The sequence below is a fragment of the Halotolerantifilum yawarlongkerapense genome (assembly GCF_054506745.1).
Window position 1 is genome coordinate 1006045 of record NZ_CP199719.1, and the last position, 22258, is coordinate 1028302.

A 22258-nucleotide genomic window follows, 5' to 3' on the forward strand; every position below is an offset into this window, starting at 1 on the left:
TCTTCTCACTCCTGTTGTTCATCCAGCGCTAGAATTCCCTCGCAGAATAATTCGACGAAGCGATCGACAACTGTCACGAGCTCGGCTTCATCGAGCAGTTCAACAATCACGGCCGAACCCATGAAGAGTCCAAAGTTCGACGCGATAAACTGCGTGGCGATCAACTCGGGGGTCCATCCTGGCTTTAACCGATACTGTTGTGACGCGATATAGACAGTCAGACGTCCCTTCAATTGCACGGGGAATTTAAAAAGCGGTGAGGTCCACGGCTCTTCTCCTTCTCGCCCCCTTAGCTCCATGAGGATCACCTTGCGGTTGCGAGATAGAATGTTCTGATAATATTGGGCGATTTTTTTTAGATCGACGACCAGATCGCCCACCAGTTTCTCATCAAACAGCGCATCAAAATCCGGAGCAAAGACGTGGCTATCGATGGCGTGTTCGAGCAAGTACCTTTTCTTCTTGAAATGTCGAAAGAGTGTAATCTCGCTAACGCCAGCGCGTTCCGCGATTTGCTTGGTCGTGATCTGATCGTACCCCTCATCGGCAAACAAGGTCATCGCCGCACTAAGGATGCGCGCTCTCGTTTCAGGCTTTGCCATACTACTCCCCCCAGACTTTTATCTACCCATGGTCTCTCCGTTAATGTAAGTGCGTACTAACATACATAGCATAGCACGTGCCACATGCACTGTCAAAGAAATGCCTACGGGAGACCATGGTTTTTTTCTAGCTTCCACCCACCGCTAATGGTAAAATGATAGGGAATACTCCCGAAAGGAGGTCAATTATGACCGTACTCATTACTTTGGCCATTGGCTATCTACTGGGGAGCATCCCCTTTTCCTATCTGATCAGCAAAAGCATGGGCCATATCGATATCCGCGAACACGGTAGCGGCAACTCGGGTACCACGAACGTCATCCGCGTCCTGGGAAAAAAAGCCGGGATCAGCGCTTTCATCGGCGACTTCTCCAAAGGCGTGGCCGCTTCGCTCTTCGGCCTCGCCTTCACAGGTAGCGCGGTCGGTGGCTACGCAGCAGGCCTCGCGGCCGTCGTGGGACATTGTTACCCCTTCTGGATTGGTTTCAGAGGTGGCAAGGGCGTCGCCACCAGCGCTGGTGTCATCATGGGGCTCTCCTGGCAAATGGGCCTGATCCTCCTGGTCTTCCAGGTTGTGGTGATTGCTACTACCAAGTTCATGTCTCTTGCTTCCATCTTGTCTGCCGCACTTTTCCCTGTCCTCACGGCGATTGTCTACGGTTTCAACGGCCCCTTCTACCTCAGCATGGCTTTCGCAGCGCTGGTGATCTACAGACACAGGGCCAACGTCGGGCGCCTGCTCCGGGGAGAAGAATCCAGATTCAAGCTCAAAAAGTAAAGAAGAGCCCGATCGGATCCACCGATCGGGCTCTTTTTCTTACCTTATTATATAAGCAGATGATGCCTATGCGTCCGCGAGTGCCTTTTCAACTAGGTCGAAGAACTCGATCACGTGGATCGATACGCCGCTGATGGCATCCGTGTGTCCCTCGTCATCCGTGTACTCGATGGCAGTGGGATCTTGTACCTCGAGGAGGTACTGTTCTGCAGCTTTCGCCTGCTCGTGCCACTCGGACTGAGCGCCACCCTTTTCCACCATGCCATAGGCACCCGTTTCAGATTGCGTCTTTTTGTCTTCGCCGCCTTCTGCATGGATACCGTTCCAGTTGGCAGCCACGATATAGCCGTTGACGACTGTCACATCGGCCGTGTACTTCCAGCCGTTCTCTGCGAACTCTTCTTCTTCTGCATAGTAGTGCCCATCTTCGTAAGGTCCACGCCCTACAGGTCCCTGCTCAAGCGCTTCTTCGGCAAGGTCAAAGAACTCAACCACGTGGATCGATACACCGCTGATCGCGTCCGTATGACCTTCGTCATCCGTGTACTCAATGGCTGTGGGATCTTGGACTTCCAAGAAGTAGTCTTCCGTTGCTTCAGCTTGTTCGTGCCACTCGGCCTGTGCGCCACCCTTGGCGACCATACCGTATTCACCGGATTCTGAGGACGTTTTCTTGTCCACACCAGCGCTCACGTGAGCCCCGTTCCAGTCAGCGTCGATGATCATACCATCTTCCACTTCGATGGTCACCATGTACTTCCAACCGGAAGACTCGCTGAAACCATCTTCCTGAGCAAAGTAGATGCCATCTTCGTAGGTGCCTTCCGGATCTGTTGCGGGCTCAACATCTGCTCTCACTTCCTCCGGAGCATCGGCTGGTTCCTCTGCCTGCTCATCGGGTGTGGGCTCCTCCGCCGGTTGACTACAGCCAGCCAAAGATCCTACTGTTAAAACAATCACAAACAACAGTGCAAAAAACTTTTTCACTACAAACCCCTCCTTAATCTTGGTAAACATGACGCATTCTAGTGCTTTTGCGTCCCTCCGTGAATAGTATAACGATTTATTTCGATATTGTAAAGCCGTATCGAAAAGGCGTGAAAGCCTTGCAATTGCAGTGCCTGGGAAGGAGTTCAATTGCGTTAACAACTAATAAGTTGGTGATTTTGATAACGAATTACTTTATCCCTTACCCACTCCATGATATAATGTGAACGCAATATATAACGATATCACATAGAGGAGGCGAACGTAGTTGCAGAAAAAGAAAATTTGTATCATCGGCGCAGGGTACGCCGGCGTCCATGCAGCCAAACTGCTTCATAAGTATAACAAAAAGCAGAACAATTTGGAGATCACGCTGATCGATCGACACCCTTTCCACACACTGATGACCGACCTTCACGAGGTCGCTGGTAACCGCATGCCCGAAGAGGGTGTCAAGGTAGATTTGTATCAAACCTTTGCCAAGAAGAGCGTTGATGTTGTGGTGGACGAGGTCACATCCGTAGACTTTGAAGCCAAGCATGTCATCGCCGAAAAAGGTACCTACGCGTACGACTACCTGCTCATCGGAACCGGTTCGAAACCCACGTTCTTCGGCATCCCCGGAGCAGATGAGCATGCGCTCACGCTCTGGTCTTACGAAGATGCTGTTGAGGTAAAAGAGCACATCATCGCCAGCTTCGACAAAGCCAGAACGTTGTCGGACGAAAAAGAGCAGAGAAAATTACTCACCTTCTGTGTGGCCGGCGCTGGCTTCACAGGTATCGAGATGATCGGCGAGTTAGCCGAATGGGTCAAGGCACTTTGCCGAGACTACGATCTCGATCGCGACCTTGTCGATTTGAAGCTCATCGAGGCCGCTCCGAACATCTGTAACATTCTAGAGGAGGATCTCCAGGAAAAAGCGGAGAAACGACTCATCAAGATGAACATCGAGGTCATGAAAAATGCCATGATCACGGAAGTAGGACCGGAGAGCCTCACCATCAACAAAGAGCGTGTGATCCCGACGAAAACCTTGATCTGGACGGCCGGTATCGAGTCGAGCGAGTTTTCTGAGACCGTAGGTCTCACGACAAATCACAAGAAGCGACTCGAGGCTAACGCCTACATGCAGTCCGTCGACCATGACGATGTCTTCGTCATCGGTGATAACGGTTACTACGTCGAAGAGGGCGAAAAGATGGCCTACCCACAGATCGTGGAAGCCGCTCTCCAGACAGCAGAGACAGCCGTTGAAAACGTAGAGAAGCTCATCGAGGACAAATCCGACCTGAAGCCCTTTAAATCGGACTTCCACGGTTTCATGGTCTCCATCGGTAGCCGCTACGCTGTAGCGCATGTCGGTGGCATGAAACTCCAGGGATTCTTCGCTATGGCCGTGAAGCACTTGGTCAACCTGCACTACCTCTGGGGTGTCGGTGGTTTCCAGCTGGTCTTCACTTACCTCATGCACGAGTTTTTCCACGTCAAAGAGAAACGCAGCATCCTGGGCGGTCACTTCGCCAAGAGAGGGCATACTTTCTGGAGCTTCCCGCTTCGCCTCTTTATCGGTTACAAGTGGCTTGAACAAGGACTGCACAAGCTTCCGGATATCATTTCCGATCCGAACAACATCTTCCTGATCCCGGCATCTCCCGATGCAGTTTCGGCTGCCACTGATGCCGCTGGTGAGTGGGCTGATGTAGAAGCACTTTACGTTCCCGAGTGGATCAAGGGCATCTCAGATTTCTTCATGGATCTTATGTTCTACAACCCCGACGGTTCTTTCAACAGTTTCGCTGCTTTCTTCCAAGGCTTCATGATCCTAGCGGAGATCGCCATCGGACTTGCACTGATCGCCGGCCTTTTCACCGTGCTGGCTTCTATCGGTTCCATCGGAATCAGCCTCATGGTATGGGTATCCGGGATGGCAGATCCAGAATTGATCTGGTACTTCTTCGGTTCCTTCCCACTGATCGCAGGTTCAGGTCGTGCACTTGGACTTGACTACTACGTGATCCCATGGCTCAAGGAGAAATGGAAGCACACCAAATTCGCTAGAAAAACCTACCTATATATAGATTAGGAAGATCCATATGACCGAATTGTATCGGACCTACGGCACCCTCTCGACAGATGTAGAGCGGGTCAGGACGACCATCGAGAAAGAAATCCGGTCGGCAAGAGGTCCCATCGCAAAACCATTGTATGACTTATTGGCGTCGGGCGGAAAGATGATCCGCCCCGCCTTTTTATTGCTGGCCGCCAATTTTGGTGACGAGGGTGACAAAGAAGAACTCATTCGCCTCGCCGCCGTGGTGGAGATGCTGCACATGGCCACACTCATCCATGATGATATCATCGATGACTCCAAGATGCGTCGTGGCGTACCCACGGCTCAATCCGCCTATGGGAAGGATCTCTCCGTTTTCTTGGGAGACTATCTCTTCACAAAGTGCTTCATGATGCTTTCGGAAATCGATGATTTTGAACGCTTGCAAAAATTATCGCGGACGATCAGCAGCATCTGCGAAGGTGAGATCTTACAGTACAGCAATCGTTTCAACACCAAGCTGAACTACAAGACCTACCTGCGCCAAATTTCCTTTAAGACAGCGGCGCTGATCGCAATGAGCGGTTACCTCGGTGCCTACAGAAGCGGCGCTTCCGCCAAAGAGACGAAGCTGATCGCACAGATCGGGCACTATATCGGGGTCACCTTCCAGATCATCGATGATATTCTGGATATTGACGATGATTTCGAACGCATCGGCAAAAGCAAATTCAATGATATCAAGGAGGGCATCATCACCCTTCCGATGATTATGGCGCTCAAAAAAGACGACGGCACCCTGGCTGCGCTGCTCGCCAAAGAAGAGATCACACACGAAGAACTCCGTGAGATCGTGCGGCTCGTCAAGGAACTAGACGGCCTCAAGCGTGCTAAAGCTGTGGCCGAAAAATACAAGCGAAAAACCTTCCGGTTCATCGACAAGTTATCGGATAACGAGGCAAAAGCCCACATCCGTGATCTGGCCGAACACCTCATCGGAAGAGATTACTAGACACAACAAAAAACCCCCGCATCCAGCGCCCGAACACGGGATAGGATGCGGGGGTTTTCTCATGCTACTGTAGTCTTTCGAAAACATAGGCCGCGTATGGCACGAGTGTGCAGACCCGGTCTTGAAACACGCAGGGCTCCGCCACATTGGACAGCAGGGGCCTGTAAGCGTCGATGGCCCCTAGGCGTGTCGGCAAGCGGAAGCGGGTTGTTTCACCGAAGAAGTTGGCGATCACGAGAAACCGCTTCCCCTCGTGGCGACGCTCGTAGGCGATCACACGCCCGTGATGGACGTTGACATGGAAAAAGGAGCCGTAAACCAGAGCCGGGGTCTCCTTTCGCCATGCGATCAACCGCCGGTAGAAATGCCAGATGCTATCGGGGTCGTCCTGCTGCTCCTTTACATTGATGGTGGTAAAGCGATTGTTAAGCTTGATCCATGGCGTGACGCTACTAAAGGAGGCATGAGCAGCAGCCGACCACTGCATGGGTGTCCGCGCATTGTCCCTCCCTTTTTCGTGGAGATCCGCCATGAAGTCGTCGTGACTTTTGTGCCCGCCCGTCACGAGATCCTTGTAGCGCTGCATGACAGACAGATCGTTGTAATCCTCCAGCTTGTAATTGTAGGCATTCGTCATGCCGATTTCATCGCCATAGTAAACGAAGGGGGTTCCCCGCTGGGTAAACTGCAAAAGGGCAAGCATCTTGGCGGAACGGCCATGGTAGACACCATCATCTCCCAAGCGGGAGACGGTCCGCGAACTATCGTGGTTGGAGTAGAAGAGCGGCACCCAACCCTCGTGCTCCTCCACCTGTTGCCATCCCCCGATGGTACGCTTCAATCGCTTCAGATCGATCCTCCCGGTCCGCTCATCCCTCGGGACGGAATGGTAGTCGAAATGGAAGGTGAAATCCAGCTCAGCGCGTGCTGGCGCCGTATAGCGCGCCACAGAGTGATAGCTGATCCCACCCGTCTCGCCAATCACGGGGATCTGAGGGTCCCAGCTTTTGATCAGCGCCGCAATCTCCCTGATGTAATCGTGGCCACGCTCTAGATTCTGCACGTAGGGTATGAAGTCCGTGTAAACCTCACCCAGCTTCTGCTCCCCTTCTGGATACCGATGATCCTTGGCCAGGTGGTTGATCGCATCAAAGCGAAAGCCATCGACACCCTTTTCAAGATAGAAGCGGATCACCCCGTGCATCTTTTGGCGAACGCTTTCATTCTCCCAGTTCAGATCAGGCTGTTCCTTGGAAAAGAGATGCAGGTAGTAGGCGCCCACATTGGGATGGTATGTCCAGGCGCTGCCTCCGAAAAAAGAACCCCATCGGTTGGGCGGCCCCCCCGCTTTTCCTGGGTGCCATAGGTAAAAGGCCCGATAATCTGAATCGGGAGCCTCTGTGGCCTCGATGAACCAGGGGTGCAGGTGCGAGGTATGGTTGATGACCAGGTCCATGATCAGGCGAATACCGCGACGGTGGCAGGCTGCCAGCAATCTTTCGAAGGTCTCCATCGAACCGAATTCCGGCATGATCGCGCGGTAATCCGAGATATCGTAGCCATTATCATGATTGGGTGATGCGTTGATCGGGTTGAGGTAGATGGCGTTGATCCCGAGCGCCTCAAGGTAATCGAGTTTCCCGAGTATTCCCTCAAGATCACCGATGCCATCCCCGTTGGCATCACAAAAGCTTCTCACGTAGATCTGGTAGACGATCGCTTCCTTCCACCATACTTTTTTTGAACTTTTCACCACCGATCACCTCATTTCTCGCTTCGTTCCTCTTGCCTAACTCGTGAAGATCAAAAAAGCAGATTGTTTGTTGGACCTTCTGATTGTGATTGAATCACTCGGTAGGCAACCAGTCGTCTAGCAGTGTCCATGTGACCTCACCTGACGCGGTAATGTCATAGGAAAAGAGCAGATCACCCAAAATGTGTCCGTCTTCTGCCGTGGCGTAGACCCAACGATGATTGAGAGGAATCACGCGCGAAAAGTGCATCGTTCCACCGAGCACCGGGTCAAAAGGGATAAGCTCCGGGCGGTTCGTCAAATCATCTATCAGATCATCCACACTACCTTCATAGCCCTTACGCTCGAGTTCCTTCAAAGCAATCGCGTCGAACAGCGGTTGCGTCAGTAACTCTCCTTCTTTCAGTGACAGGGCTTCTTTCAGATCCGCCAGGTCAACTTTGAGCTCGTCCATCAGTTCTTTGTTGTGCTCCACCTCTTCGAGTAACTCCCGATTGGCCGTCTTGACTTCCTCGATATTCGATTTGGCAAGATCATAATTGACCTTCACCACTTCGTACTCGTCCAGAAATGACCGATACGAAACCGCCATCCCTAAGATGACAATCACGAGGATCACGATGATCCCAATATAAACATTTTGATTCTTCATTTGTTCAAACCTCCTTGCCCATCATGTACACGTCCTGACACTGGCCGTGGACCTTTAAGTAACAGCTGACGCGTCCTTCGATAACAAAACCCAACGATGCATAGAGTGCCAGTGCCCTTTCATGGTCACAGCGCACCTTCAGGTTGATTTTCTCAATACCCATTCCAACGAGCCGTTCGATCGCCGCAAGCATCATGTTCCGGCCGATTCCCCTGCCCTGGTGGTCGGCGGACACTGTGATGCCGATCTCACCGTAATGCCGGATCCTTGTGGATTTTCCCCGCGAAAAGGTCACCACACTCACCAGTTCCCCGCCCGTGAGCCCAAGGAGAATCAGGCCGTTCTCCTGCTGATTCAGCTCCTCGATGAGCCGTTCCTGGTCGGTCTTGGTCCTGAGAAAATCACCGGATCCGAAGGTCAGGTTATCGGACTCTCCACCGACTTTCATCGTGTAACGGATGATCTGCTCGGCATCATCCTGTTTTGCCTTGCGCATGATCAGCGAGGCCATCCTATACCCCCCTCACGATCGTGAGGACCATGGCTAGTAGAATCAGCATGGCCCCAATCAAGCCGGAGAAGGTGACCTGCTCTGCCAAGAGGAACACGGCCAATAACAGGGTGAACACCGGCTCACTGAGGAGCAGGAGTCCCACGCTCTCGGGAGACGTGATCCGCTGGGCACTATTCTGAAAATACAGGGTCACCGCTGTCCCCACGATACCGGTGAACAGAATAGCCCAACTATTGGTGCTGAGCAGTCTAAGACTGAAGCCTTCGAAGCCAATGCTCATCACGAGTGACAGGACCATCACGGTCACCAACTGGTAGAGTACAAGTGTCACGTTGTCGATGGTCTTTCCGAAGCGATCGACCGCCATGATATAGAGGGAGTAGAAGATCGCACAACCGATCGCCAGCATGTCTCCGTAGTTGAATCCCAATCCGTCGAGACCGGAGATCAGGAAAAGACCGACGATGCTGAGAAGGACCGAAACACCCACCCAAGGGCTCAGGACACTTCGGTGCACCACCACTTGGAACAGGGGTACGAACAACACGGACATCGCCACGAGAAATCCCGATTTTGACGCTGTTGTATAGGAGAGCGTCGTGATCCCGAAGGTATAAGCGACAAAAATCAATCCGCCGATGAGCAGGGCCGCCAGTGTGTCCCGTCGGGAGAGGGGCCTCAACTTACCTGGAAACAGTGCGTAGATGGCCACGAAAGCCACGCTGAAGCGGCCGAACATCAGGTGATAGGGGGGCAGTGCCCCGATGTGCAATTTGATCATGATGGTGCTTGCCGCCCAGCCGAGTCCGGTGAGCAGCAACATCGCATAGGCTTTATTCCGTTGACGGATAATCGATTCCAATCCTCTTCCCCCCTACTTTTTCACTCTATCTTATCATGACGCCCGAATCCTGTCGACGGATTAAAACCTCTAGTTAACACAAGCTTAACCGCTGCTTAACGTATCCGCAGGGTACAAGTGATAGTATAAGTTCGAAAGTCAGGTGATTCATACGATGTACAATCAAGCGGCGATCGACGCCGGAATCTATACCCTCTATCAACCGATTGTTTCGCTTCAGACCCTTGAAGTATTGGGCATGGAAGCGCTCGGTCGACATGCCCTCTACGATGGTCCGGTGGAGTTGATCCGGATGGCCAGGCAAGCCGATAAGCTTTGGCCACTTGAAAAAGCCTTTCGCCGTTCGGCGATTGCCTCCATGCCGAAGAGCAACTTTCCACCCCTGCTCTTCCTCAATGCCGAGGCGGATCTGACGGAACAGGAGGACTTCGAGACAGGGTTCACACACGGCCTGATTACCGAGAAACACCTCTCACCCACGCGAGTTGTCTTTGAGATTACAGAAAGGGCAGCGATCGACGACCCGATGAACTTCGTCCGGATCCTCGATCACTATCGCGCCCAGGGTTACCGCATCGCAATCGATGACTTCGGTAGTGGTTACGCCGGTCTCAACCGATTGGCCGCCCTGCGACCTGACTTTGTCAAGCTTGACATGGAACTGATCCGCTCGATCGACTGCATGACCTACAACCAGGCGATCATCAAGGGCATCGTGGCCATGGCCGATCATGTCGGTCTCAAGCTCATCGCCGAGGGCATCGAGACAGCAGCCGAATTTCAAACCCTTATGCAATTAGGCGTCCACTACGGTCAGGGATATTATATTGAACGTCCTCGCCCGTCCGGCGCTTTCCGAGATCGAACGATCTACCCCCCTCCTCAAATGGTCGTTTCGATCTAACCATAGATAAAGCTGAGTCCGATGATCGGACCCAGCTCTTTTTTTATTGTCTGAATTGGTATCGGTTACGCTCCCAGGAGGACTCTTCTTCCGATGGGTCCTTCTCTTCGGACTTGTTCTCGTTGTCGTTCTCATCCTCGTCCTCCGGCTCTTCTTCGTCGTCGCCAGAATCCTCATCCGCTGCTTCCGATCCATTGTTCTCTTTTTCTCTTTGGCCCGGCGGTGTGGAGGCCTCTTCCCCCGGATCCGTTTCGCCTATTTCGTCATCTTGTGTTTCTTCTTCAACCTTGGGGCCCTTGGGGCCCTTGGGACCCTCTTGATCGTCCTGTTCCTTGAGCCCTTTCCCACGCGCTGCATCTGCCTTGCGACGAGCCGCTTCTTTCTTTTCTTCCACGAATTGTTCTTGTTCTTCTTTACGCTCTTTTTTCTCAGCTAACCGCTCGACTTCGCGCTCAGCCTTCTCCGCATCGCGTAAGGATTTTTGCTCCTCGACCCGTTCGCGGTTTTCAACAGCGGGTTGCGGTAATCCGTGATTGATCCGTTTCAGATCAGGGGTCTCGAGCGTCTCGATTTCCTCGTTCCCGTTGATCTTGAGAACCGTCTTACCTAGACTGTTCCCCTTTGCATCGGGGACGTCCGAGGTGCCGATCAAGGCGAAGCGATACTCTTCATTCTCCGTAGCGAAGACTGTCAGATGCTCGGACAGCTGCTCTCGGAACTGCTCGTGTTCCGAAGTGAAACCGATTAAGACGGGCGTATCCGTCTCCTTGTAATCGAGCGCTTCCACGCGCTCTAAAATTTGTTCCAATGCTTCTTCTATCGAATCACCGACAAGATCTCTCGATAAGACATCCCGCGCACGTTCATTGAAGGCGCGGTACCGGATGACCTTCTCCTGTTGATCTAAGAACAATTCGAGGCTCGGGTTGATATCAACACTCACGATGGCATAGACCGGTGTGAGGTATGGTCCGATGAACGGAACCGATGCCAAGATCAAGAAGAATGCCAAGACCGCGGCGATTGCGGCGCGTCCGATCGGACGTCGCTTGATGGCAAGATCTTCTTCAAAGAAGTAGATTTCCTCGCCGATCGCTGCGTGTTTCTTCGTATTCAATTTGACAAAGCGTGCGTCCTTCGTCATCACGATGACGTGGTCCGAACCCTTTTCCATCACGATCCCTTTTCTCATCGTGATCAACCGCCTCTCTCCATTTCGTCGAGATACTCGACAAGTGTTTCCAACTCATTGATATACGCCAAGGCCAGTGCATAGATGAAGACCTTGCTACCCTTGACAATTTTTACCGTGGTGCCCGTAACCTTGGCCGTCGCTTTGATCGGCAGGCGCCTCTTTTCCAAGAGCGCCTTGGTCAAGACGATGTTCGATGCCACCTCTTTGGCGATCATCACGGCACGTTGCCGGGTGGGGTATTGTACGGGCGTCGATCGAACCAGGTCTTCAAAACCCATACCGTGTTCCGATAGAATTTGCCTGTACTTCGTGAGCTCCACATTCACCTGCGTGCTATAGGCCACGTCCTCTCTGCCCGACTCATTCACCAGCACCGCGTCGGGTACCGTATCCACCGTCTGTTTTCTGAGTTCATCGAACACACGGCTCTTGATCACCATTTTTGCAAAGGTCAAAAACGATCCGCGGGTCTTTTCATAACGATCGATGGCCTCGTTAAATGCCTCGAGTGCAATGGGGTAAGCCTCATCGTTTTCCACTTCGATGAACCTGCCCAATAGATCCGACAGGTAACGGATTACGAAGGGTTGGAAATCGCGGAGCAAGCGCTCGCGGACCCCCTCGTCATCGTGCGCTTTCACCGCCCGATCATCGGGATGCGCTTCCGGCGCTTCGATTGTCATCAGCCATGAGAAGAACATACTATCCTGCCTCCACGCCGATCTTCCGCCCCTTTCACTATAACCTTACGAAAGATAGCAGATTTTCGGGACCAAAATGCGAAAAAGATGAGTTTCCCCATCTTTTTATTACCAACCGTTCGCTACGTCGTCGGGTTCAGAGGCTATTTCTTGAGCATGATCTCCACGATGTAGTCGTCAGTGGAAGCCATGCCGTCCTTCCCGATCAAGCCCAGATTGTAGATCGTCTGATCCACGTCATCTTCCACGATACCCTCATAGCCCATCACCGTGTGGTTGTGCATCGCCAGAAGGTGTGCCTTGAAGGCCGACTCAACGGCCGTGGCTACCTTGAGGGCGCAAGAGGCCTTGGCACCATCGCAAAACATGCCGGTGATGTCGCCGGCTACGTTCTGGATGGCATACTTAATCTTCTCGACATCCGGATCATCGAGGTAGGTCATGCCGCAACTGGCACCGATGCCGGCCGCGACGGCGCCACAAAAAGCCGACAACCGCCCGAGACGTTGCTTGATGTAGATGGGCATCAGATTGCTCACTGCAAGCGCACGAAGGATTTCCTCCTCCGACTTGCCCATTTCCATGCCGTAGTGATAGACCGGAATGTTGGCGGTGATCCCCTGGTTTCCGCTGCCCGAGTTTGAGTACGCAGGTAAGGGGGCACCGTTCATTCGCGCGTCAGAGGCCGCTGAAGTAGCCGCCACGGCCCTGTTCTTCAGGTCCTTTCCCATGAGTCCGGCTCCCATCTGCTCCTGGTACAAACGACCGATACTCAATCCGTACTCGTGTGCAAGACCCTCTTGTGCCAAGTCGTTGTTCACGATGGCGGCATCCATCAGGAAGCGAATCTCCTCTATGGGTACGTTGTTCGCGTAATCCACAATCTTGGCCACTGAAATCTGCACCACTTTTTCCACATTCCCGTCAACGGCAGCCAAGGCATCCCGAACGATCTCACCGTTTACCGAAAGGGACGCGAGTTCATCGTGTTTGTTAGCGATCACCGCTTTGCAGGTCCCTGCTGTCGTTGTGATCTCCACCGCAGCGTAGACCATCGCCACGCCATCGATAACATCCAACTGGACGTGCCCTGCGTCGACGAATCGGGTGGCTTCATCTATCGCCATGTCCGTCAGTCCCCTGAGCACTTCAAGACCGAGGGAAGCTTGTCCACCGATCGCTCCGAGCGCCGCGGCATAACGAATGCCGATCAGCTGGGTCCCGGGGATTCCCACGGACTTGGCATTTTTAAAAATATTCTTACTGACCTTCACGTCAAGCGCCACCAGGTCACCACTGCACCTTTCCATGGCATACGCCGCTGCCAAAGCAATGGCGATCGGTTCCGTACACCCCAGTGCCGGTTTTAACTCGGTTCTCAAAAGTATCGAATAATCATGCATGACAATCCCCCCATTTACTAGTTCCCTTCTATTATAACGTTTTCTCTTCGTTTCGCCCACCTTTGTCCTGCACAAAAAAGAAACCCCACCGAAGCGAGGTTTATTTCGATGCCACTTTCCGGCCCTTCACGGCCTTCAGCGAATTGTCTTGGGAGCGGTAGGGTTTTCCGTAGACCCGTTCCAACTGTCTGCTCTGAGGGTCATCTCCGGACTGTACCATACTCAGGTCATCGATTAAATGTTCTACAAGAGGAGTTTCGTTGCGTCTCATATCGATCGCCTCCTATTGCATGGTTACCCATTTGTGCAAATATTAATTTTTTGTATTGGATTATTTACAATTTGTTCATATTATTTTTCGTAGAAGATGGCCAGCGTCCCAGGACCCGTGTGCGCACCGATCGCGGGGCCGATGTGCCCCTGGATGATTTCGCCCACGCCCTTTTCCTTGAGTAGGCTCACGATTCTGTCCACATCTTCGGGATTATCGGTGTAGGTGATGCCGATACGGCTTCCCGACAAGCCCCCGCTTCTCTCCTCCATGATCTCGACCATGCGAGAGAACAGTCGCTTCTTCCCGCGCACCTTATCAAAAGGGTTCAAGGCTCCCTCACGAACGTCCAGCAGTGGCTTGATGTTCATGATGTCGGCCACCATCCCCTTGGCGCGGCTCACCCGACCGCCTCTCACGAGGTAAGTTAGGGTATCCACTGTGAAGAGATGCTCTACCGTCGGCGCATAGCTCTCGAGTGTCCCCATCACTTCTTCTAGCGTTGCGCCTTCGTTGAGCCTTTGCGCAGCCTTAAGAACAATCAGGCCGTGACCCATCGAGGCGGCCTTCGAGTCGAAGACAGTGATGGACGCCTCCATCTCTTCTTCCACCAAACGCTTCGCGAGTATCGCCGTCTGGTAGGTACCGCTGAGAACCGATGAGAAAGCTATGTACAGGACCTCGTCCCCTGCTTCCGCAGCCTCTATGAAAGCATCCTGTAGCTCCTTGAGAGGAATCTGGGCGGTCTTGGCCATTTTACCCGCCTTCATCTCACGCATCAGTTCGACAGGATCGATGCCCGTCACCTCTTGATCATCCACGTATACTTTTAAGTCCAACACCTGAATATGATAAGTGTCTCGTATCTCCTTGGGTAAGTCCGATCCACTGTCTGTCAATAGCCTGATCGCCATGCTATCTCTCCTTTCATGATTAGAATCAGTATACCATTTTTACCCTTCTTTAGCGAGACCGAGATACGCACGCTGCATCGACAATGGTATAATGAAATGGATAGCACACGACTTCAGTTCAGGAGGCCACTATGACCAAACGCACCCTACTCTTTATACTCCTCTTATTGGCACTCACCGCCTGCGATCGCCCCGCTCCCACTGCTGAAACCGAGGCATCCATTTCCTATGGTGCCGCCCTTGACCTCAGCCATCAGTTGCATGATCTCGAACGTGAGAAGGACGCTTTAAAAAGCGAGCAGTTCGTCACGATCCGCATCGCAGCCGTCGGCGATCTCCTGATGCACATCCCCGTGATCAACGATGCAGCGATTGGTTCGGGTCGATATGACTTCACCCACCAGTTCGAGGCGATCAGACCCCTCATCGAGGAGGCGGATATCGCCATCGCCAACCTCGAGACAACCTTTACCGGTCCGCAGGTGCCCTATCACGGGTTCCCACGCTTTAACGCACCCGATGATCTGGCCCACAGTCTGGTCGATGTAGGGTTTGATGTGATCACCACGGCGAACAACCATTCCCTAGACGGAGGCATCGACGGACTCGACCGAACCCTCGATGTTCTCGATGACGCGGGACTACAGGCAACGGGTACTTTCCGTTCTTCCGATCCCGTGGCCCCCCTCCTTGTCGAACGGGAGGGTCTACAGATCGGCATCCTGAACTACACCTACGGTACCAACGGTCTGCCGCTCCCCGTAGACCGGCCTGAGGCTGTCAATCTGATCGACACCTCTCGAATCTTGCGGGATGTGACGGCCCTCCGTTCCGCAGACTTGATCGTCGTCGCCCTCCACTTCGGCCACGAGTACCACCGGACGCCCAGCGCCGAGCAGATCGCCTTGGTCGACACCTTACACGCTGCAGGCGTCGATATCATTCTCGGTGCTCACCCCCACGTTCTCCAACCCGCCGAACAGAAGCGGCCCGACCGTTTCACGATCTACTCCATGGGTAATTTCCTATCCAACCAACGTAAACGCTACCAAGATGCAGGCGTGATCGTCGATCTGTTGGTCACCTTCGACCGCCTCAGCGGAAAGCGATGGATCGATGCTACACTCCACCCAACCTGGGTGGAGCGTACAGGAGGGCCCCCGGGTAGCCGCTACCGGATCCTCCCCATAGCGGCCACCCTCGAAGATCCCACGATCAGCGAAGCCTTGCGGCGTAAGCTCATGACCGTTCAACAGGATAGCCTGGGCATCCTAAATAGGGTAGAGTGAAAGTCTCCCCTCACCCCCCCGTTGCACCGTACGTACGGGTCTCGTATACGGCGCCACATCAACGTAGAATCAAATGAACCCAGATAGTAAGTAAAAGATCGACCAGGCCTGGTCGGTCTTTTGTCTTGGTCCCGAGTATCTTGGGATCCAGCGCGTAGTTCACCACGTACATCCCGCACCTTCTATACCACCCTAGTCGAGAGTTGGCTACTTTATTGATCTCCTCGTCCGAGATGCGTCGTTTACGCGTTCTCTGAGTATGGAAATCAATCGATCATGGTTTACTGTATCAAAGTACCTTTTGATGTCTAGGTCAATTACCCACTCGTTCCCTTCGTTGAGGTATTGGAGTGCCTTTTCGACGGCTTGGTGACAGTTTCTGTTCGGCCGAAACCCGTAGCTGTTGTCAGAGAGGTATTTGTCATAGCCCATTGACAGCACCTGTGCCGTCGCCTGTTGTATCACGCTGTCCGCTACGGTCGGTATACCCAGAGGTCGCTTCTTGCCGCTTTCTTTCGGGATGTAGACCCTTCTCACGGGACTTGGCTTGTACTTGCCTACACGGATTTGATCTTTGATCTTGTCTCTGTGTGGGGCGAAATAAGCGTCAAGGTCATCTACCGTCATTTTGTCAATGCCGGCAGCACCTTTGTTGCGCTTGACCGCTTTGATTGCCTCATCCAAATTCTTGTCTTGCAGTATCCAGTCAATGATTTCCATTTGTTGCTCCTCCATCTGTCTATACAGTTATCGGAGACCATCCCACCTACCTTCTGCTTCCACAGGGTTACGTTCCTGTTTGCTCAGCATATCCTCGGTTTCGGACTATTTCAATCTTGCTTTCAGCGATTTGCCAGTACGTTGACATTAGATCCTTTTTCCGGGTGGTGCACCCGGATACTATGATCTCAGCTGACTCCTGGGTGTACGCTTTTTGTCGCACGTGCTTTCGCACGCTACCCAGGCCTCCCGGGGTAAGACACCGTTCTTTCGCCGCACAAGCTCCGGATTTACTCTCTTGGCCTTACGTTTATCTTTTGGGCTTCGGTTTGGTTTGCAACCTTACCCGCCATTTAGCCTTGTATCCGGTTTCTGTTCGTAGGCTCGCTGGCTTTGCTACACCACTTCCTCCCCCCTTGGCATTGCTGCTTCCGGCTTGTGGTTCGCTACACTTGGCGGTAACTACCTGTGCCAAGACTTTCACCTACTAGAACGGTGCCATGCCCGGCACACATGACGAAAGACACCTGCCCGACTAACTCGGCAGGTGTCTTTTTTTAATCGAACTTTCTCAAGTAGCGGCTGAAGGCGAGCAATCCCCCGCGGAGATGATCCGGTTCAAAGGCATAGCCTACACGCAGGGTCTTCCCCATCTCAAAGGCATCCCCAGGCACAAACATCACGCCCTCCTCTGCCATCAGCTCGTGACAGAGCTCCGTGGAGGTCATGGGTAGATCAAAAGAGAGAAGCGCCGTCGTTCCCGCCTCGGGTTTGACGTAATCGATCCGCGGCTCGGTCTTCACCCACTCGTCGAGAATCTTGAGGTTTGTCCGGATAATGCTCCGGTTCCGTTCGAGGAGCACATCGGCGTTCCCCAGGGCAAGGGCTCCGATTCTCTCGTCCAATTTTCCGCAGCTGATCATCATATAGTGTCGCAATTCGTAACAGGCAGCGATCACGTCCTTCGGTCCCGCCACCCAGCCGAGTCGCAGTCCGGCCAAGGAGAAGACCTTGGACATGCTACCCGTGCTGATTCCCTTCTGATATAGATCAGCCACAGAGGGCGAAAAAACATCTTCTTGGGTCAAGTGCCGATATACCTCGTCCGATAGCAGATAGGCATCCGCCACCCTGGCAATCTCCACGATCTCTTTTATAAGTTCCAGATCCATCAGGGACCCCGTGGGATTATTGGGATTGTTGATGCAGATCAATTTGGTCTTCTCCGTCACGAGCGCCGCCAGCTTCTCGAGATCTGGCAGGTAGTTCTTCTCCTTTACCAACCAGTGGACCTTGACCTCTGCGCCTAGCATCTCCGGGATACTCAGGTGCTGTTGGTAGGTCGGGGCCACGACCACCACTTCATCCCCCGGTTCTACCAGGGTCGTGAGGACAAGGGAATTGGCTCCTATGGCCCCGTTGGTAGTGAGGACATGATCACCATCGAGCGTTTCGTAGAGATCTGCGATCCCCTCTCTGAAGGGACGATAACCCGGGATTTCGCCGTAGGTCAGTCGTATCGAGGCCAACTCGGCAAGAAACTCCATTCCCATACCCGTGAGTGCCATGAGTTCTGAGAGGGAGAGCGACGACACACAGGTCTCCGCTAGATTGTACTTACAGTCGTTTTCATATAGATCCATCCATCGTTCAACATCAAAGGGTTTGATCTGCATGGGCTTCCACCTTTCGGTTGTACTATGCGGGTTCCGAGTCCTCCCAGTTATGATAGACATTTTGCACGTCGTCATTTTCATCGAGCAAATCGAGGAGTTTGGTCATCTGCTTGATGTCCTCCTCGTCGGTCAACGGGCTGGTGGTTTGCGGCAGATAGCGTAGTTCGGCCATGTCGAAAGCATACCCCGCTTCTTTCAGGGCATCACGCACCTCACCAAATCCCGTCACCTCAGTGTAGATTTCAAAGTGGTCTTCTTCTACGACAAAATCATCGGCACCCGCTTCGATGCTGGCCATCATCAGCGCCTCTTCCTCGACCTGGTCTCCCTTCTTGATGACAAGCACGCCCAGGTGATCAAACATAAAGGAGACGCATCCGTTTGCGCCGAGATTCCCCCCGCATTTCGTGAAATAATGCCGAATATCCGCCGCGGCACGGTTCTTGTTATCGGTCAACAACTCGATCATGACAGCGATGCCACTCGGACCGTACCCTTCGTAGATGATCTCCTCGTAGCTTACACCCTCGAGTTCGCCGGCGCCCTTTTTGATGGCACGCTCGATGTTGTCGTTGGGCATGTTCTCTGCCTTTGCCTTCTCCACGGCATTTTTCAAGGCTACATTGTATTCAATATCCGATCCACCCTCACGTGCGGCGACACTGATCAGACGCCCTAGTTTCGTGAAGACATTGGCTTTCTTCGCATCCTGCTTGGCTTTACGGTTGATAATCGTTCCAATTCTTCCCATGGTGTCAGTTCTCCTTAGTCATTGAATGCCGGCGGTGCCGGTGGCATCTTGCGTTTGTGTTCCGTCCGGGCGTGCATGGCCTCCAGACGCTTACGGTCCCCTTCATCGATGGTTTTCCCCTCGAGGTAATCATCGATCGTGTCATAGGTCAGGCCCATCTCTTTTTCATCGGTCTGGCCTTCCCACAGTCCGGCCGACGGCGGACGTTCGATGACCGACCGGGGCACCCCAAGGTATTCGGCCCATTCGTAGACTTCGCGCTTCGTCAGGTTGGTGATCGGAAGTAGATCCACACCCCCGTCACCGTATTTGGTGAAGTAACCCGTGTAGACCTCAGCAGCGTTGTCCGTCCCCGCCACGAGGTACTGGCGGCTTCCCGCGATAGCATAGAGCGTGCTCATTCGCAATCGGGCTCTAAGATTGGCATCCGTGAGCTGAGCATTTTCAATGGTCCCGAGTTCTTTTAAAATCGATCGCCAAAGCGTATCGTGTGTCTCCGTCAAATCCACCGTCAAATACGCGATGCCGCAGGCCTTTGCCAGCGCTTCTGCATCCTTGGCATCGCGATCGTTCGATTTACAGGGAAGGATGACACCCAAAGATTCCTCGGGAAAAGCCCTTTTGATCAAGTAGGCCACGACAGAGGAATCGATTCCGCCGGAGAGACCGACGACCATTCCCTTGGATCCTGCATCTTGGACCTGCTCTCTCAGCCAGTGCACCACGTGTTCGATACGACTTTCGATTCGGCTGCTCATAACAAAGAACCCCACTTGTCAAGTTCGACGAGGACACAGTTAAAATAAACGGTCTTCAGTCCCATGACCTCGGCCTTATCCACGATCTCAGGCGTGAAGGTGCCGGGTTGAAACCAGATTCGCTCGATCCCCTGATTCTTCACTTCATCCACGAGGGCGTTCGAGAGCGCCGGAGGTACGACCACATTCACGCAGTCCACCTCGACGGGCAGGTCTGAAATTTGATCGTAACAGGTGACCCCTTCGATCTCATCGTACTTCGGGTTCACCGGATAAACCTCATACCCGAAGCTTCGTAGCTTGTTGAAGATCTTGTTCCCATATTTCGCGGGATTCTGGTTGGCACCCACGACGGCCCATTTTTTCTTCTTTAGCATCTCTTGTATGATTGCTTCCATGTCTCTGCCTCCTTGGTTCTATTGGTCCTGTAGATACCGATCGCCTGCAAACATCAGGTGGTCCAAGTCGCGCTGTTCGATATCGATTTGCCCGGCTGTTGTCGCTTCCAACTGCTCGATCAAGCGATCGACCTTCTCGGGACGACAATATAAAACCATCGCTACACGGGCCTCGAAAAGCGTCTCCCGAATGATCACGGCTTCATTTGTCGTCAGCTGGTACTCAATCTTTCCGTGGTGGGGATAATCGTAAGTGATTTGCATCGGGCGATAGGGTCTTCTTTCGACCACTGTAGACGCCTCGAGACCTGCGCGCGCACTTTCCGTATAGGCACGGACGAGGCCACCGGTACCCAGCTTCGTACCTCCGAAATAACGGGTGACCACCAGGGCCAGGTTTGTGATCCCTTCTTTTTTAAGCATCTCCAGAACGGGTAGTCCAGCAGTCCCCGAAGGTTCTCCATCATCAGAGTAACGCTGGATGCGGTAGGCGGGCCCGATCAGATAGACGGGCACGTTGTGCGTCGCCTCCCGATGCTGTTTCTTGATGGTCTCGATGAAAGCCTGCGCCTCTTCCTCCGTAGTCGCGGGAGTCAGATGAGCGATAAACTTTGATTTTTTGATCTCGATGGTCGTTTCAGAAGATTTCAAGATTGTCTTGAATGCCACCCGCTCACGCCTCCTGTTGCACGAGATAAGCCCGGAAACGACCGCGTTCGATCGAAGGAAGCTCCAATCGGATCAGTGTTCCCTCTTCCCTATGGTCCAGGATGACCACGTCATAATGATTGAAAAGATAAGATTCGAGATCCCCCCTCGTATAGGGGATAAGTAGGGTCACGTCTTCGTAGTCTCCGAAGATTTCCCGGGTGATTGCTGCTATGAGGGCTTCGACCCCCTCGCCCGTACTCGCCGAGATCAGGAACCCAGGACGGGGTAAGGCGGGGATTTCGTCCAATCGATCCGCCTTGTTGTAAACGATCAGGGTCTTCTGACCGCTGTGCCCGATTTCATCGAGGACTTTCTCCGTCACCTTGAGCTGTCTCTCCATCTCATCATTCGATACATCGACAACATGCAGGAGAAGATCCGCCTCTAGGACTTCTTCGAGGGTCGCTTTGAAGGCCTCCACCAGAGCATGCGGTAGTTTCGAGATGAACCCCACGGTATCGTTCAGGATAAAGGTCTTCTTGTCATCGAGCACAACCTTGCGCGAAAAGGTGTCGAGGGTAGCAAAGAGCATGTTCTCCACGTACACCTGTTTCTCGGCATCACCGTGATCACCAATCATCCGGTTCATCAGGGTCGATTTGCCCGCGTTCGTATAGCCGATCAGCGAAACCACTGGGATGTGGTCTTCCTGTCGCTTCTTCCGTTGTGTCTGGCGGCTTTTCTCTGCTTCGCGCAGCCGTCGTCGGATCTCGGCGATGCGCTCGTTGATCCGCCTTCTGTCGAGCTCGAGCTGTTGCTCACCCGGACCCCGGGTTCCGATACCCCCACCCGTTCGACTGAGCGATTTGTTCAGCCCCACGAGGCGCGGTAAACGGTATTTCAGTTGTGCCAGTTCCACCTGCAGCTTTGCGATTCGCGACTCTGCACGACGTGCGAAGATATCCAGGATCAGCGCCGTTCGATCGAGCACAGCACAATCAAGCGCTTCTTCAATGTTACGAAGCTGTGCACCGCTCAGCTCGTCATCGAATACCACGAGATCCACGTCGTTTGATGCTGCGAAATCATGGATTTCCTCGAGCTTTCCCTTGCCGATAAAGGTTGCGGGATGAATACTCTCCCGCTCCTGGTGGGCGATGGCAACAACCGTGCCTCCGGCCGCCTCAACGAGCCCGCCGAGTTCCTCTATCGATTCTGTGATGTCTTCTCGTGAGGATTTGAGCTTCACGCCGACGAGAACGCAACGTTGTTTCTTCTCTTCCATAATTAAAACCTCCATACTCCATATTATATAGCGTTTTCACACGGTCTACAACTCGCGGTGCTAGAATCAGCTCAGTCAATGGTACACCCCAGTAACGTCTGCTTTGGTTTTGTGATATAATAGCTTGA

23 protein-coding genes are annotated in these 22258 nt (G+C 53.1%); 5 read left to right on the forward strand and 18 right to left on the reverse strand.

Annotated features, from left to right (window positions below):
- Positions 1 to 5: 5 nt before the first annotated feature.
- On the reverse strand, positions 6 to 602 hold the full coding sequence (locus ACULM0_RS04840) for a TetR/AcrR family transcriptional regulator (RefSeq protein WP_463679336.1): 597 nt from the start codon (positions 600 to 602) through the stop codon (positions 6 to 8).
- 188 nt (positions 603 to 790) lie between these two features.
- On the opposite strand from ACULM0_RS04840, the gene plsY reads away from it, so the two are divergent.
- The gene (gene plsY / locus ACULM0_RS04845) at positions 791 to 1381 is read left to right on the forward strand and encodes a glycerol-3-phosphate 1-O-acyltransferase PlsY (protein ID WP_463679337.1); all 591 of its coding nucleotides are present in this window, start codon (positions 791 to 793) and stop codon (positions 1379 to 1381) included.
- Between the two features lie 66 nt (positions 1382 to 1447).
- Here the strand turns inward: plsY and ACULM0_RS04850 are convergent, their stop codons facing one another.
- A complete protein-coding gene (locus ACULM0_RS04850; RefSeq protein ID WP_463679338.1) occupies positions 1448 to 2368 on the reverse strand; it encodes a hypothetical protein in 921 nt (306 codons plus the stop codon).
- 268 nt (positions 2369 to 2636) lie between these two features.
- On the opposite strand from ACULM0_RS04850, the gene ACULM0_RS04855 reads away from it, so the two are divergent.
- The gene (locus ACULM0_RS04855) at positions 2637 to 4454 is read left to right on the forward strand and encodes an FAD-dependent oxidoreductase (RefSeq protein WP_463679339.1); all 1818 of its coding nucleotides are present in this window, start codon (positions 2637 to 2639) and stop codon (positions 4452 to 4454) included.
- Between the two features lie 10 nt (positions 4455 to 4464).
- Positions 4465 to 5433: a polyprenyl synthetase family protein gene (locus tag ACULM0_RS04860; RefSeq protein WP_463679340.1), complete on the forward strand. Its 969-nt coding sequence runs from the start codon at positions 4465 to 4467 to the stop codon at positions 5431 to 5433.
- Between the two features lie 64 nt (positions 5434 to 5497).
- Here ACULM0_RS04860 and ACULM0_RS04865 read toward each other — a convergent pair whose 3' ends face one another.
- The 4 genes from ACULM0_RS04865 to ACULM0_RS04880 form a co-directional block, all read right to left on the reverse strand.
- Positions 5498 to 7186, reverse strand: coding sequence for a glycoside hydrolase family 13 protein (locus ACULM0_RS04865; protein ID WP_463679341.1), 1689 nt, complete (start codon positions 7184 to 7186; stop codon positions 5498 to 5500).
- Positions 7187 to 7280: 94 nt separating this feature from the next.
- Positions 7281 to 7838 (reverse strand): hypothetical protein, encoded by a 558-nt coding sequence (locus ACULM0_RS04870; protein WP_463679342.1) that lies wholly within the window; start codon positions 7836 to 7838, stop codon positions 7281 to 7283.
- 4 nt (positions 7839 to 7842) lie between these two features.
- A complete protein-coding gene (locus ACULM0_RS04875; RefSeq protein WP_463679343.1) occupies positions 7843 to 8349 on the reverse strand; it encodes an N-acetyltransferase family protein in 507 nt (168 codons plus the stop codon).
- 1 nt (position 8350) lies between these two features.
- The gene (locus ACULM0_RS04880; RefSeq protein WP_463679344.1) at positions 8351 to 9214 is read right to left on the reverse strand and encodes a DMT family transporter; all 864 of its coding nucleotides are present in this window, start codon (positions 9212 to 9214) and stop codon (positions 8351 to 8353) included.
- 154 nt (positions 9215 to 9368) lie between these two features.
- Between ACULM0_RS04880 and ACULM0_RS04885 the strand changes: the two genes are divergently transcribed.
- On the forward strand, positions 9369 to 10118 hold the full coding sequence (locus tag ACULM0_RS04885) for an EAL domain-containing protein (protein ID WP_463679345.1): 750 nt from the start codon (positions 9369 to 9371) through the stop codon (positions 10116 to 10118).
- Positions 10119 to 10161: 43 nt separating this feature from the next.
- Here the strand turns inward: ACULM0_RS04885 and ACULM0_RS04890 are convergent, their stop codons facing one another.
- The 5 genes from ACULM0_RS04890 to ACULM0_RS04910 all read right to left on the reverse strand — a co-directional run bounded on the left by ACULM0_RS04890 (position 10162) and on the right by ACULM0_RS04910 (position 14602).
- Positions 10162 to 11310: an anti-sigma factor domain-containing protein gene (locus ACULM0_RS04890; RefSeq protein ID WP_463679854.1), complete on the reverse strand. Its 1149-nt coding sequence runs from the start codon at positions 11308 to 11310 to the stop codon at positions 10162 to 10164.
- Between the two features lie 5 nt (positions 11311 to 11315).
- On the reverse strand, positions 11316 to 12014 hold the full coding sequence (locus ACULM0_RS04895; RefSeq protein ID WP_463679346.1) for a sigma factor: 699 nt from the start codon (positions 12012 to 12014) through the stop codon (positions 11316 to 11318).
- 143 nt (positions 12015 to 12157) lie between these two features.
- Entirely contained in the window at positions 12158 to 13417 is a 1260-nt protein-coding gene (locus ACULM0_RS04900; protein WP_463679347.1) for an L-cysteine desulfidase family protein, read from the reverse strand.
- Between the two features lie 100 nt (positions 13418 to 13517).
- Positions 13518 to 13688: a hypothetical protein gene (locus tag ACULM0_RS04905; protein WP_463679348.1), complete on the reverse strand. Its 171-nt coding sequence runs from the start codon at positions 13686 to 13688 to the stop codon at positions 13518 to 13520.
- 80 nt (positions 13689 to 13768) lie between these two features.
- Positions 13769 to 14602: a DegV family protein gene (locus tag ACULM0_RS04910; protein ID WP_463679349.1), complete on the reverse strand. Its 834-nt coding sequence runs from the start codon at positions 14600 to 14602 to the stop codon at positions 13769 to 13771.
- 131 nt (positions 14603 to 14733) lie between these two features.
- Here ACULM0_RS04910 and ACULM0_RS04915 point away from each other — a divergent pair, with 131 nt between their 5' ends.
- Positions 14734 to 15891: a CapA family protein gene (locus ACULM0_RS04915; RefSeq protein WP_463679350.1), complete on the forward strand. Its 1158-nt coding sequence runs from the start codon at positions 14734 to 14736 to the stop codon at positions 15889 to 15891.
- 207 nt (positions 15892 to 16098) lie between these two features.
- Here ACULM0_RS04915 and ACULM0_RS04920 read toward each other — a convergent pair whose 3' ends face one another.
- From ACULM0_RS04920 to hflX, 7 genes are all read right to left on the reverse strand, one after another.
- The gene (locus ACULM0_RS04920; RefSeq protein WP_463679351.1) at positions 16099 to 16611 is read right to left on the reverse strand and encodes a reverse transcriptase domain-containing protein; all 513 of its coding nucleotides are present in this window, start codon (positions 16609 to 16611) and stop codon (positions 16099 to 16101) included.
- A gap of 557 nt (positions 16612 to 17168) precedes the next feature.
- Positions 17169 to 18287, reverse strand: coding sequence for an aminotransferase (locus ACULM0_RS04925; RefSeq protein ID WP_463679352.1), 1119 nt, complete (start codon positions 18285 to 18287; stop codon positions 17169 to 17171).
- Positions 18288 to 18309: 22 nt separating this feature from the next.
- The gene (locus ACULM0_RS04930; protein ID WP_463679353.1) at positions 18310 to 19038 is read right to left on the reverse strand and encodes a YebC/PmpR family DNA-binding transcriptional regulator; all 729 of its coding nucleotides are present in this window, start codon (positions 19036 to 19038) and stop codon (positions 18310 to 18312) included.
- 14 nt (positions 19039 to 19052) lie between these two features.
- A complete protein-coding gene (nadE, locus tag ACULM0_RS04935; RefSeq protein ID WP_463679354.1) occupies positions 19053 to 19796 on the reverse strand; it encodes an NAD(+) synthase in 744 nt (247 codons plus the stop codon).
- Positions 19793 to 20194, reverse strand: coding sequence for a CoA-binding protein (locus tag ACULM0_RS04940; protein ID WP_463679355.1), 402 nt, complete (start codon positions 20192 to 20194; stop codon positions 19793 to 19795). Before ACULM0_RS04940 ends, nadE begins: the two co-directional genes overlap by 4 nt.
- 18 nt (positions 20195 to 20212) lie before the next feature.
- Complete coding sequence (locus ACULM0_RS04945; protein WP_463679356.1) at positions 20213 to 20863, reverse strand: YigZ family protein; 651 nt, start codon at positions 20861 to 20863, stop codon at positions 20213 to 20215.
- Positions 20864 to 20867: 4 nt separating this feature from the next.
- Positions 20868 to 22130: a GTPase HflX gene (gene hflX / locus ACULM0_RS04950; RefSeq protein WP_463679357.1), complete on the reverse strand. Its 1263-nt coding sequence runs from the start codon at positions 22128 to 22130 to the stop codon at positions 20868 to 20870.
- Between the last annotated feature and the right edge of the window lie 128 nt (positions 22131 to 22258).

Excerpts from the sequence above, each read along its gene's own strand:
- ACULM0_RS04840 (WP_463679336.1), bottom strand. The coding sequence starts at position 602 with ATGGCAAAGCCTGAAACGAGAGCGCGCATCCTTAGTGCGGCGATGACC.
- plsY (WP_463679337.1), top strand. The coding sequence starts at position 791 with ATGACCGTACTCATTACTTTGGCCATTGGCTATCTACTGGGGAGCATC.
- ACULM0_RS04860 (WP_463679340.1), top strand. The coding sequence starts at position 4,465 with ATGACCGAATTGTATCGGACCTACGGCACCCTCTCGACAGATGTAGAG.
- ACULM0_RS04870 (WP_463679342.1), bottom strand. The coding sequence starts at position 7,838 with ATGAAGAATCAAAATGTTTATATTGGGATCATCGTGATCCTCGTGATT.
- ACULM0_RS04875 (WP_463679343.1), bottom strand. The coding sequence starts at position 8,349 with ATGGCCTCGCTGATCATGCGCAAGGCAAAACAGGATGATGCCGAGCAG.
- ACULM0_RS04885 (WP_463679345.1), top strand. The coding sequence starts at position 9,369 with ATGTACAATCAAGCGGCGATCGACGCCGGAATCTATACCCTCTATCAA.
- ACULM0_RS04890 (WP_463679854.1), bottom strand. The coding sequence starts at position 11,310 with ATGAGAAAAGGGATCGTGATGGAAAAGGGTTCGGACCACGTCATCGTG.
- ACULM0_RS04895 (WP_463679346.1), bottom strand. The coding sequence starts at position 12,014 with ATGTTCTTCTCATGGCTGATGACAATCGAAGCGCCGGAAGCGCATCCC.
- ACULM0_RS04900 (WP_463679347.1), bottom strand. The coding sequence starts at position 13,417 with ATGCATGATTATTCGATACTTTTGAGAACCGAGTTAAAACCGGCACTG.
- ACULM0_RS04905 (WP_463679348.1), bottom strand. The coding sequence starts at position 13,688 with ATGAGACGCAACGAAACTCCTCTTGTAGAACATTTAATCGATGACCTG.
- ACULM0_RS04910 (WP_463679349.1), bottom strand. The coding sequence starts at position 14,602 with ATGGCGATCAGGCTATTGACAGACAGTGGATCGGACTTACCCAAGGAG.
- ACULM0_RS04915 (WP_463679350.1), top strand. The coding sequence starts at position 14,734 with ATGACCAAACGCACCCTACTCTTTATACTCCTCTTATTGGCACTCACC.
- ACULM0_RS04920 (WP_463679351.1), bottom strand. The coding sequence starts at position 16,611 with ATGGAAATCATTGACTGGATACTGCAAGACAAGAATTTGGATGAGGCA.
- ACULM0_RS04925 (WP_463679352.1), bottom strand. The coding sequence starts at position 18,287 with ATGCAGATCAAACCCTTTGATGTTGAACGATGGATGGATCTATATGAA.
- ACULM0_RS04930 (WP_463679353.1), bottom strand. The coding sequence starts at position 19,038 with ATGGGAAGAATTGGAACGATTATCAACCGTAAAGCCAAGCAGGATGCG.
- nadE (WP_463679354.1), bottom strand. The coding sequence starts at position 19,796 with ATGAGCAGCCGAATCGAAAGTCGTATCGAACACGTGGTGCACTGGCTG.
- ACULM0_RS04940 (WP_463679355.1), bottom strand. The coding sequence starts at position 20,194 with ATGGAAGCAATCATACAAGAGATGCTAAAGAAGAAAAAATGGGCCGTC.
- hflX (WP_463679357.1), bottom strand. The coding sequence starts at position 22,130 with ATGGAAGAGAAGAAACAACGTTGCGTTCTCGTCGGCGTGAAGCTCAAA.